We start from the raw sequence: 10,627 nt of genomic DNA, 5'->3' as shown, positions 1-10,627 counted from the left end.
CAGATCGCACACACGTGAAAGAGTTCAAAAAAAATCCCCAAACTACAAGCTTGGGGATTTGTGTATAAGAGACAGCCCAGAAGAGAGCGTTTGAGTATCACCACGAAAGTGGCATGAGTGTGGTTATGCGTTGACGAGTTAGTTAATTTGCTTGATGAGGTATTGACCTAGCTCAGAGTGATGCATGATCTTGGAAATAGGTAAAATCGTGCCAGCAGGCCCCCAAGCAAATACGTTTACAGGGGTGTGCGTATGTGTGCCAGTTCCCCAGACTGTATTCTGTTTCGTCCCTTGTTCGCGAGCGAGTAGGTTACCTCTATCGTTGTAAGGAAAAAACGCATCAAAATCGTTAATTGCTGGGACGTTTTCTTCACTTAAATATTTGTGGCTTGCTAAGCGATAAGGGTTTGGTTTACTTGCTAAGACGCGCTCTGCCTGTTCTGGTGTGATAGAAAAGTCACTATTTTCGTTTACGATTTCGGCCAATTTGGCTGGTGTTTGTTTTGTTTTATCAAGCTTTTGAAACTCGCTGATCATGCCGTAGTAGCTTTGTTTTTGATTATAAAGTCCATCAAGAATATCGAACTTGCCGAAGTTAAAGTTGGGTGCGTAATCGCGGTTCGCAAAAGCCTCACCATCGCGCTTTTGTGGTTTGGGTAAATCAGCGGAAGAATAACTGAAGCCAAATGAACCGGTTTCATGATCGGCAGTGACTATCACCAACGTGTCTTCACGGCCTTTTGCCCATTCGTATACAGAGTTCACTGCTTCATCAAACTTAATCAGTTCGTGCAACATGGTTCCGGCGTCATTGCTGTGACCCGCCCAGTCGATTTGACCTCCTTCGACCATTAAGAAGAAGCCATCTTTATTCTTTGAAAGGACATCCAACGCTTTCTCTGTCATTTCTTTTAACGATGGTTGGGTACGTTTCGGGTCGTCTTTGCTGTGGCTGTAAGCGATGCCATCATTCATGCCGGAATAAGCAAAGAGTCCCAGTACTTTTTCGCCCTTTGCTTCTTCCAGCATGTTACGGTTAAACGCCAAACTGTAGCCTTGCTGCTGCGCTTCCGTCAGTAAGTTACGCTCGTCTTTGCGTTTCGATTTTAGGTAAACGTCACCCTGGGTCAGCTTCTCAAGTTGTTTGTATGTGTCGCCTTTCTCGTTGGTTGATTTAGGAATCCAATGACGAAGGCCGCCAGAAAGCATCACATCCACGCCTGTCTCTAGCATATCAACTGCGATACTATTTTCGAGAGAACGATGCGGTTGATGAGAAGCAAAAGCCGCTGGTGTAGCGTGTGTCATTCGTGTATCCGACACCAAGCCTGTTGCTTTGCCTTTCGCTTTGGCTTTTTCCAGAATGGTTTCCACGTGATTACCCTGGCTATCAATACCGATCACTTCTGATGCCGTCGGGGTGCCAGTAGCGAGCATTGTGGCCGAGCAAGCAGAATCGACGACAATCGCATCTTCAGGGTTGGTCAAGGATGAACCAATTACCCCTTCCTGTGCGAGCTTGTAAATGGCGGTCGTTTCGCCTTTGTAAATCGAGTTTGGTGCGTGATTCGCGTAAGTCTCTAACAAGCCTACTTGCTGAGGGCCCATGCCATCACCAATCATTAGGATAACGTTTTTGATTTCTGCTGATAGAGCATTGAAAGAGAGCGTGGACGCCGCTACTGCGGTCACAATTGGGGTCACTAAGTGCTTCATTGTATATTCCTTATTTATAAAAGCGTGCAAATTAAAACAAGGATTTATGACAAAATTGCTACCGTCACAAAAGGTTCATGTGTACTTCATTTCTTTTTACTAGAGCAGAAATAAGAAAGCCCACAGAAGTGGGCTTGAATTAGGTTTAGGAGTGGAAAGTCATGAGCTAAAGCTACACCGCGTAAGCAGGGCTTTGGGCCACGATTTGATTAAACTCGACTCTTGATTGCTGGGCCGCATCAGATAGCTCGAGTTTTCTCTCTTTTGCTTTCATGACATTATCCAATAGGGTCTGCAGCTCATCCTGCATCTCCTGAGGTAAGTGATGATCAGCAAAATCATTGTCGTCGCTATGCTCCAGAGCAAAAGCGCGAATTCGTTTACGTAGTTTCATGAGCTCGGCTAACGCTTCACGCTCTTCTTCTGCCGCATCTTGAGCTGCATCACGCGCACGTTCAAACTTCGCCATTGCCATGCCTTCTGTTGACCACGGATCAAATTCTGGTAGCTCTTCAATGTTGATGGTTGGTTCGATGTAATCTTCTTGATGACGAATATCCAGCGTGGTTGCACGTACCGCAGAAACCATCAGCATGATTGAGATACCCAACAAAGGTAAACCACCCACGATAGCCGCGGTCTGTAGTGTGCTTAACCCACCCATAAACATCAGAACCGTTGGAAGAAAGGATAAGGTGAATGCCCAGAACATTCGGTTCCAACGCATTGGTTCTTCCGTGACGTTGTTTTGTACAACAGACGCAAGAATGTAGGAAATCGAGTCAAAGGTCGTGGCAGTGAAAATAATGCAAAGCACAGTAAACACGGCGATGACTAACGTACTCATTGGCAGTGCATCTAACATCGAGAAGATCGCCGCGGTTGCGCCTTCTGCATTTAGGATAGCAACAACGTCTAGTTCTCCTGATAACTGTAGCGACAAGCCATAGTTACCTAGAATCATAAAGAATAAGAAACAGCCTAGAGAACCAAAGAAAATCGAGCCAGATACCATTTGTTTGATAGTACGACCACGAGAGATACGCGCCACAAACAAGCCCATGCTAGGTGCAAATACTAGCCACCATGCCCAATAGAAAATGGTCCAATCTTGTGGGAAGTGGGTGTTATCAAACGTACCGTAACCGCCGAACGGTTCCGCCCATGTTGCCATTACAAAGAAATTAGACAGCATTCGGCCAATCGAGTCTAAACCCGTTTCCAGCATGAAGATGGTAGGTCCAACCGCTAAGATGAACGCCAGTAAGCCCATCGCACCCCAGAAGTTAATGTTGCTTAAAACTTTAATGCCTTTCTCCATACCTGCGTAAGAGGAGTAAGCAAAAATGGCCGTACAGATCAGCAGTACTAACACTTGGCTATATGTGTTTTTAGGCATACCGAAAAGATAATGCAGACCTTCGCCGATCAACGGAGCGGCTAAACCTAAGCTCGTTGCGGCACCGCCAAGCAGGCCGAAGATAAACAGTACATCAACGATTTTACCGGCGGCGCCTTTACTACGTTCTTCGCCAAGCACTGGCATCAATGCACTGGATACTTTCAAAACGGGTTGTTTACGTACGTAGAAGAAGTACGCAATTGGCAGAGCAGGGATAAGGTAGATAGACCATGCGATGGGGCCCCAGTGGAAGAGGCCATAGGTCGCCGCCCAACGCACCGCTTCTTCACTGCCTGGTTCTAGTTGAAAAGGTGGTGATTGGTAGTAATACGCCCATTCGATGCAGCCCCAGTAAAGAATGCTGGCACCGATGCCGCCACAGAACAGCATCGCCGCCCATGACGCAGTAGTAAATTCTGGTTTCTCGTCAGGGTCACCGAGTTTGATTTGTCCCATGTCGCTGAAGACAACGTAAATCATGAAAATAAAGGCAGCAAGGCCGAGTGCAAGGTACAAGAACCCCAATTTATCCGTCATGAAGGTTTTTGCGATCGCAATCCATTCTGCACCCTCAGTCGGGAACATAATTAATGGAAAGACAATAGAAAGTAACAGCGCGATAGCGCCAAAGAAGGTTGGTTTGTCTATGAGAGAAAATGCATTTTTCACAGTTCATCGTCCGTTAATGAATAGTTATCCATTATGGACTTGGGTAAAAACAGTGTTCAAATGAGGATGGTTGTCGTAACGGAAAAAACTCTTTTTTAACCAATAATTTAAGGCGATATTTTAAACAAGAGCGAGAATAATACCACCAACGGTCAATGCCGCAGACAAATATTGACCAGCAGAGTATGAGCCATCATCCTCTTCTTCAATCGTATCTGGGAGATCCATCCCGAGTGCGCCATGAGCGAAAGATTCGACTTTGTCACCAACGGTCTTATTTTCGGCTTCCACCTTTTTGCTCTCGTGATCAATCTGTTGTAATGCGACGAGTAAGGCTTTCCCTTCAGAGGACAGCGTGACCGTATTTTGGTCGACCTTTAATGGTGCGGCATTGGCACTTTGTTCAGCCACTTTCGCTTGGTCTCGGTTATTTTGCTGTGCTGCATTACTATAAACCGATTGACGGTTGACTGAATTGCTTCCTACTGGATTCATCTGTTACCCCTTCGAACAACGACACTCCTTTATGAGTGCAGGTATACCCAAGTGGCCTCAAGATGCAGGATTCAGAGCGTTGTCATTGATTCGAGGTCAAGGAAAACAACGCAGCGTAATAGCTGGCTCTTTCCAAGTTGTTTGACGCAGAAATTGGGTCAATGACACGCTCCCGAAGGGCGAGTTGACTTGGCTTGTATACTTTGTTGTCGATTCTTGATTTGGATCCACCAAACCTTTAAATCGCCGCCGCGTCTACAAACCAAGTCATTCTCGCTGAACCTAGCATCTCGAGGTTACTTGGGTATAAAAAGCAGTTATCCCTATATCGACGGCAAAGGCTATTTCTTGAATCAATCAAATACAAAAATAGGTCTGTTTTTGCCGCTTTCTATGTATATCTAGAATAGCTAGCAAAAAGCAGACCTATTTATCTTAAGTCGTGGTCGGATTTTTCCGATTACTTACATTGAAGATCGCTGTTGCGCTTAGCTAGATGCTTGTACGCGGCCATGCGGTTTGCGTTTTGTACATAACGCACAGGTGGCGCAAGGACTTCTAATTGGTAATCCGAACCGTCTGAAGTAATGTCTGCAGTAGGGGTAATGACGACAACGTTTAAATCTGGGTTACGATTCAAGATAGAAGCCGCTGTCCCTAAACCGTCTTCAATATGGAATTTACCCGCGACGTGAACCACTTGAGTACTTGGGTGTTGCTCTAGGTATTTGACGATAGACTCTGCCATGGTCTCATCCCATGTTACCTGAGCTGCGTATTGCTTTTCGGTCTGCTCTGGCTTGCCGTGGTGCATGGATGCCATGAACTTCTCTTTGTATGGACTGTTTGCTGTGTTGACTTCGTCCGCGACAAAACTGCGCTCATCACTGTCGAGCTTATCTAAGTAATCGATGCCTTGGCGGCCAATGCAACGCACAATATTTTTCGGCGCATTTGCGGCAATCACTGGAATATCAGCTTGCTTGGCAAACTCAACCAGCGGGCGGTAATCACTTTCGTAGTTTGGCCAAGCATTACTTTGCTTCATAAAGTATTGCTCACCAATTTCGCCGTTTAGGTATGAATCTAAGATTGCTTGCTTGTCGCGTGTGACCTGCTCCATTGAAAGCGCAAGAGGGCGACTAGCAGAAGACAACTGCTTTAGCATGTCGGTTTGAAAGCGGTGGATACCGCCGTGTGTGTGCCATTCACCAATCAAAATCACGTCGGCTTGTTGTAGGGCTGGGGTTAGCTGGTTGACTGAGATGGCTTCACCGGAAGGGGCATGAAGCTGGTAGTCGTAGAAACTGGTTACGTCGTCAGTTGCAGCGTTGGGAGCGGTCGGTGCATTTGAAGCACAGCCAGTAAGCAAGCCTGCAAAAATCAGACTTAGTGTAGAAAAGCGCATTAAAAAGCCTCCAAAAATGTCCGAATGATATTAATGGAGGCTGATAAATGAATCAATGGTAATGAGAATAATTAGCGTTACATTTTATGCTTCATTCTCAGATTGATTCGATTTCTTACGGTAAACGCGCAACATAAAGTCAGCCTCACATTGGAAAAGTGTAGATGACTTTAGCTCTTCGCGAAGCTCGTCGCTGGATTTCCATGCGAATGGTGTCATTTGCAGTAGGTCGAATGCGACGCCGTCTTTTAAGTCCATGGTGTAGTTGAGCTTTTGTTGATGCTCAAGTTCGAACCCTTCAATGTTCTCTGGCTCTTCGTTGTGTAAGCGTATCTCTTGGTAGATACGTTCACGGAACTGGTACAAGTGACGGCCTGCCGGCGTGACTGTGATAACAACACCGTTGTCTTTAATCACACGTTGTAGCTCTTCTGCTTTACACGGAGCGTAGATACGTAAAATCGCGTCTAGAGATTGCTCTGCAAACGGCAAGCGATGGCTTGATGCCACGCTGAAATCGCACTTTGGGTAGCGCTTAGACGCGAAACGAATGGCGACTTTAGAAATATCTAGACCATACACCGTCGCTTCTTCATTTTGTGAATGCAGAGACTGCTGAACTTGGTCTGTGTAGTAGCCTTCGCCGCAACCAATATCCAACAATTGATGGCTTGTGCCTTCGGTGTATTTGGCACATAGGCTTGCCACTTCTTGGCGCATCGGATCGTAATGATTGCCTTCTAAAAAGCGACGACGTGCTTGCATCATCTCTTTGTTATCACCTGGATCTTTTGAGCGTTTGTGGTGCGCTGGCATCAAGTTGACGTAGCCTTCTTTTGCTAAATCAAACTGATGGTTGTTTTCACACTTAAACGTCTTTGCTGTTAGCTCAAGAGGTTGGTGACATAGAGGACATTGATAGTTCATGACGATCTCTGGACAGGAAGTAGGGCGGCAAATTCTATCAAAAAGGGATGCTGCAAGCGAAACAAAAAAGAGCCGAATTATCGGCTCTTTCATCGGTTTTATTGGAGGGTTAGTGGAAGAAATCCACTTGCTGTTTTAAGTTTTGTGCTTGGTGCTGTAGCTCGGTTGCGCTTTGCGATGTTTTAGCGCTGGTATCACGGCTTTCGCGGTTCAATTCGCTTATAGAGTGCGCGTTTGCGGCAATCTCTTGAGAAACTTGAGCTTGTTCTTCTGAGGTTGCAGCAATAGCATCGGCTTGAGAAGCAATGGACTGAACTTGTCCTGCAATAGCTTCCAGCGCGGTGCCTGCTTCTTGTGCTTTATCCAATACTTTATTCGCGTTTTGCTGGCTTTCCGTCATCATGCTTACGGCATTGCTGGTGGAGCCTTTAAGTTTCTCGATGATCTCTACGACATCTTTCACTGAGGTCTGAGTTCGATGAGCAAGCGTTCGTACTTCGTCTGCCACTACGGCAAAGCCACGGCCTTGTTCACCGGCACGTGCAGCCTCAATTGCTGCGTTAAGCGCAAGTAGGTTGGTTTGCTCTGCGATCTCATCAATCATTTTCGTCACGGTTTGGATGCTTTCGCTGTCACGGTTCACTTGTTCGATAGCTGCCGCAGATTGGTCGATTTGGTCGTTTAGCTGAGCCACATCAATACAAACGCCTTCAACGACTTCGAGACCTGATTGGCTATCAGTGTTTGCAGAGCGCACATTTTCGGCAATTTGCTCAACTTGCTGAGCGACAGATTGAGCAGACGAAGCCATCTCCTCAATTGCAGTCACCACTTGCTCTACCTGCTCTTGTTGAAGATCCGATTGCATCAGGTTGCGGTTTGCATCATCCACAACGCTGGTCGAGTTACTTTCAACTTGGTCGCTGGTCGAGCGAATTTGACCAACCAACTCGTTCAGTTGTCCCGCCATATTGGCAACGCCGTTGTTCAAGTTAATAATTTCGTTTTTCGATGCTTTACCTGAAGCAGGAATATCAATACTCACTTCACCTTTTGCCAAACGGTTCATGTAGCCATTCAAAATGGTGAGTGGATTTAATGTTCGATTAAGAACAAGCGTAAGCACCACAAAAGTGGCCGCTGCCACAATTAGAGAAATCGTCGCAATCAGTTGAAGCAAAGCTTGGCTGCCTTTGGTGACTTCATTGATGAAAGTGCCACCCAAGAGTTTCCAGTTCCAACCTGGTACTTGAGTGTAAACTAAGTACTTTTCACCCACGGTGCCTTGGTACTCAAATGGGTAGCGAATTAAGCCACTTTCTTGTTCGAAAAGTTGGTAGAAAGGCTTGTTGCCGTTGTAGTCAGACACTTCTTGAATCGGTGGATCGCTCTCTTCGTGTTTTGGGTGAAGAAGGTAGTGACCTTGGTTGTCTTTTTCGTTATCCAGAATAATGGTGTAACCAGTGTCACCCCATTTTACGCTTTGTAGCGAGCTGAATAGATCTTGGGTTGCGCGCTCAACAGGTAAACCAATGAATGAGATACCGTTGACCTTACCATTCGCGTCTTTTAAAAGTGCGTAGTAGGTGATGTAGCGCTCACCATAAAGTTTGATTTGCGCATAGTAAGGTTGGCCGTTTTTAAGCTTTTGGTAACCGGGGTGGTTAAGCCCCAATGTGGTGCCAAGTGCTCTTTTACCTTGAGGATCTTTTAGTGAAGTAGCGACGCGAATGAAGTCGTTGCCCATTGGAGCGAACAGGGTCGCAACAGCGCCAGTGTCACGAGTGAAGCTATCAACTAACTTAGTATCACCAATCAAGCTTTCGCTGTATTGGGTGATGTTTGGTACTTGGTGGCCTTGAAAGTCGACGTTGTAACTCTCGACATAGACGCCCGCCAAATAACCATTACGGAAGGTTGATTCCAAAACTTCTGCCGTGTGCAGATAAGCATTGAACTGACCTGCAATGGTTTTTGCCATCGATTCCACTTTAGATTGATGTTCTTTCAGCGTGTTTTCTAAAAGTACGTTTGAAGCGTTTTGATAAACAAGCGCAGCAATGCTTGAAAATGCAATAAGCAGACACAGTGTGATGACCAGTTTGAGCTGGAAACCGACACTTTGATTCCGATATTTGTCTAGCATGTAGTGTCTTTCCTGATTATTGATAGATGTTATAAATGTTGTATCGGCATGCTAGCGATTTATATGACGAGTTTTTTTGATATTTATTAAGTTAATTGTCAAAAAATAAGAGCAACCAATAGCTTAGATAACAAATGACCGCTGGCTGGGTGATTTTATTGCAGAAATGGAATGACCAAATAAGGTTGAGTAAGTTGAGCCACCAATGAATTTGATACTAGTGGGCGAAAATTTCATCTGTTTGGTTGAAGCAATAGTAAGGAGCAGCGACTAAAAGAAAGCTCATACCTTCGGCTTTGGTCACGTTTATCCTTGTTTTTTATAGGTATTGTTGGGGCTTTCCAAGCGTTTAATAGAAGCTGATATGACAAAGAAAATCATCCTAGACACAGATCCTGGCATCGATGATGCGATGGCCATTCTTTTTGCTGAAGCCCATCCTGATATCGACCTTATGGCCATTACAACCGTTTATGGCAATGCAACGATAGACAATGCGACGCAAAACGCCCTTTACCTAAAACAGAAGTTTGGTATGAAAGCCTTGGTTGCGAAAGGTGCGGATAAGCCTTTAGTAAAAGCGCCGGTTGGAGCAACGGTTGTCGTGCACGGTGAAGCAGGTTTTGGTGATGTAAAAGCGCCGAGCGCACTGGATGTAAGTGCCATTGATACGCCTGCCTATCAGTTCATCATCGACAGCGTTAGAGCAGAACCGGGAGAAATCACCTTGGTGGCCGTGGGCCCTTTAACTAACCTTGCGCTCGCTTTGGAAGCAGATCCAGAAATCGTTAACTTGGTTAAGGAAGTGGTTGTAATGGGCGGTGCTTTTGGTGAGAACGATCATCGAGGCAATGTTACGCCATTTGCGGAAGCAAACATTCATGACGACCCTCATGCCGCAGATAAGGTATTCACGGCTTCGTGGCCAGTCGTCATCATCGGTTTGGATGTTACGGAAGAGAGCTTCTTTACGGGGCAATACCTAGACCAGCTGCGTGAGGATGCGGGAGAAGTAGGGCAGTTTATTTGGGATGTGAGCCGCTACTATTTGAAGTTTTACTCCGAGAAGGTTGGAATGGATGGTTGCCATGTCCATGATCCTTCTGCAATTGCGTATGTCATTGATCCTAAGCTGTTTACTTTGCGCAGTGGTGCCGTCCGAGTGGTGACTGATGGACCTGCTGAAGGGATGACGATTCAGAAAACGGATCAACGCAAATACATGCACGATGAGTGGAGTGCTTTCTCCGCGCAAAACGTTGGGGTCGGTGTGAAAAGCGATACACTGCTTTCACTTTATCGAGAATCGATTATTCGTTATTCAAAGCGATAACGGAGTGGGGTTATCTGTAATAGTCGATGACTTGCACAGATATTCTCTCGTTGTCTGATTTTACGGGAAGAGTAAAAACATTCGACGCCGGATATTGATTTTGATTGTCGTAGGTCAGCCCCTCAATCTTCTTGAACGGTTTATTTTCGGCATAGAACATCTCAATGCTTATTGCCGTTTTCTGGTTCGCGGAAACTTGGAAGCGGCAGATTCCGGTGGGGCAATAGACTTGATATCGTGTTGGAGACAATTGCTTGTATTCGGCGACGTTCTTTTCGGCTTGTAACGAGACCTCAGTGTTGGCACAGCCAAACAATAAGCCCGTAAGAAGCGATATTGAATAAATGCGGTATTTCATCGTTACACCATTATCTCGACTCGTTTTGGTTGGACTTAGTATGGCATGAGTGATTCTTGTGTTGTGCTTTGGAAATGTAAAAAAGGCCGGGAGAACCCTGTCTCTTGATCACAAGTCTAGTGATCAAGAGACATTGCGAGTTCGTAGCCTTCAAGGATGGTTTGTAGTTTAAA

At 45.7% G+C, this 10,627-nt stretch carries 8 protein-coding genes; 1 reads left to right on the top strand and 7 read right to left on the bottom strand.

All coding sequences use genetic code 11. The features are described 5' to 3' along the window. Positions 1-138: 138 nt before the first annotated feature. From OQJ86_RS25475 to OQJ86_RS25450, 6 genes are all read right to left on the bottom strand, one after another. A complete protein-coding gene (locus tag OQJ86_RS25475) occupies positions 139-1,716 on the bottom strand; it encodes an alkaline phosphatase (RefSeq protein WP_045405698.1) in 1,578 nt (525 codons plus the stop codon). Between the two features lie 172 nt (positions 1,717-1,888). After that, positions 1,889-3,787, bottom strand: a complete 1,899-nt coding sequence (locus OQJ86_RS25470; RefSeq protein WP_038871275.1) for a BCCT family transporter — start codon at positions 3,785-3,787, stop codon at positions 1,889-1,891. A gap of 120 nt (positions 3,788-3,907) precedes the next feature. Beyond that, positions 3,908-4,282, bottom strand: a complete 375-nt coding sequence (locus OQJ86_RS25465; RefSeq protein WP_265991978.1) for a hypothetical protein — start codon at positions 4,280-4,282, stop codon at positions 3,908-3,910. A 460-nt stretch (positions 4,283-4,742) separates the two neighbouring features. Beyond that, positions 4,743-5,690, bottom strand: a complete 948-nt coding sequence (locus OQJ86_RS25460) for a ChaN family lipoprotein (RefSeq protein WP_265991975.1) — start codon at positions 5,688-5,690, stop codon at positions 4,743-4,745. Positions 5,691-5,774: 84 nt separating this feature from the next. Next, positions 5,775-6,617: a 23S rRNA (guanine(745)-N(1))-methyltransferase gene (gene rlmA, locus OQJ86_RS25455; protein ID WP_265991973.1), complete on the bottom strand. Its 843-nt coding sequence runs from the start codon at positions 6,615-6,617 to the stop codon at positions 5,775-5,777. Positions 6,618-6,726: 109 nt separating this feature from the next. Then, the gene (locus OQJ86_RS25450) at positions 6,727-8,763 is read right to left on the bottom strand and encodes a methyl-accepting chemotaxis protein (protein WP_265991971.1); all 2,037 of its coding nucleotides are present in this window, start codon (positions 8,761-8,763) and stop codon (positions 6,727-6,729) included. Between the two features lie 364 nt (positions 8,764-9,127). Between OQJ86_RS25450 and OQJ86_RS25445 the strand changes: the two genes are divergently transcribed. Next, a complete protein-coding gene (locus tag OQJ86_RS25445) occupies positions 9,128-10,096 on the top strand; it encodes a nucleoside hydrolase (RefSeq protein WP_042606002.1) in 969 nt (322 codons plus the stop codon). Positions 10,097-10,106: 10 nt separating this feature from the next. Here the strand turns inward: OQJ86_RS25445 and OQJ86_RS25440 are convergent, their stop codons facing one another. Further along, entirely contained in the window at positions 10,107-10,454 is a 348-nt protein-coding gene (locus OQJ86_RS25440; RefSeq protein ID WP_038871262.1) for a hypothetical protein, read from the bottom strand. Positions 10,455-10,627: the final 173 nt, after the last annotated feature.

This window comes from Vibrio sp. Sgm 5, assembly GCF_026241575.1.
Lineage (GTDB): Bacteria > Pseudomonadota > Gammaproteobacteria > Enterobacterales > Vibrionaceae > Vibrio > Vibrio jasicida.
Note: the sequence above shows the minus strand (reverse complement) of the source record. Positions and strands in the feature narration are given on the sequence as shown.

Excerpts from the sequence above, each read along its gene's own strand:
- OQJ86_RS25475 (WP_045405698.1), bottom strand. The coding sequence starts at position 1,716 with ATGAAGCACTTAGTGACCCCAATTGTGACCGCAGTAGCGGCGTCCACG.
- OQJ86_RS25465 (WP_265991978.1), bottom strand. The coding sequence starts at position 4,282 with ATGAATCCAGTAGGAAGCAATTCAGTCAACCGTCAATCGGTTTATAGT.
- OQJ86_RS25460 (WP_265991975.1), bottom strand. The coding sequence starts at position 5,690 with ATGCGCTTTTCTACACTAAGTCTGATTTTTGCAGGCTTGCTTACTGGC.
- rlmA (WP_265991973.1), bottom strand. The coding sequence starts at position 6,617 with ATGAACTATCAATGTCCTCTATGTCACCAACCTCTTGAGCTAACAGCA.
- OQJ86_RS25450 (WP_265991971.1), bottom strand. The coding sequence starts at position 8,763 with ATGCTAGACAAATATCGGAATCAAAGTGTCGGTTTCCAGCTCAAACTG.
- OQJ86_RS25445 (WP_042606002.1), top strand. The coding sequence starts at position 9,128 with ATGACAAAGAAAATCATCCTAGACACAGATCCTGGCATCGATGATGCG.
- OQJ86_RS25440 (WP_038871262.1), bottom strand. The coding sequence starts at position 10,454 with ATGAAATACCGCATTTATTCAATATCGCTTCTTACGGGCTTATTGTTT.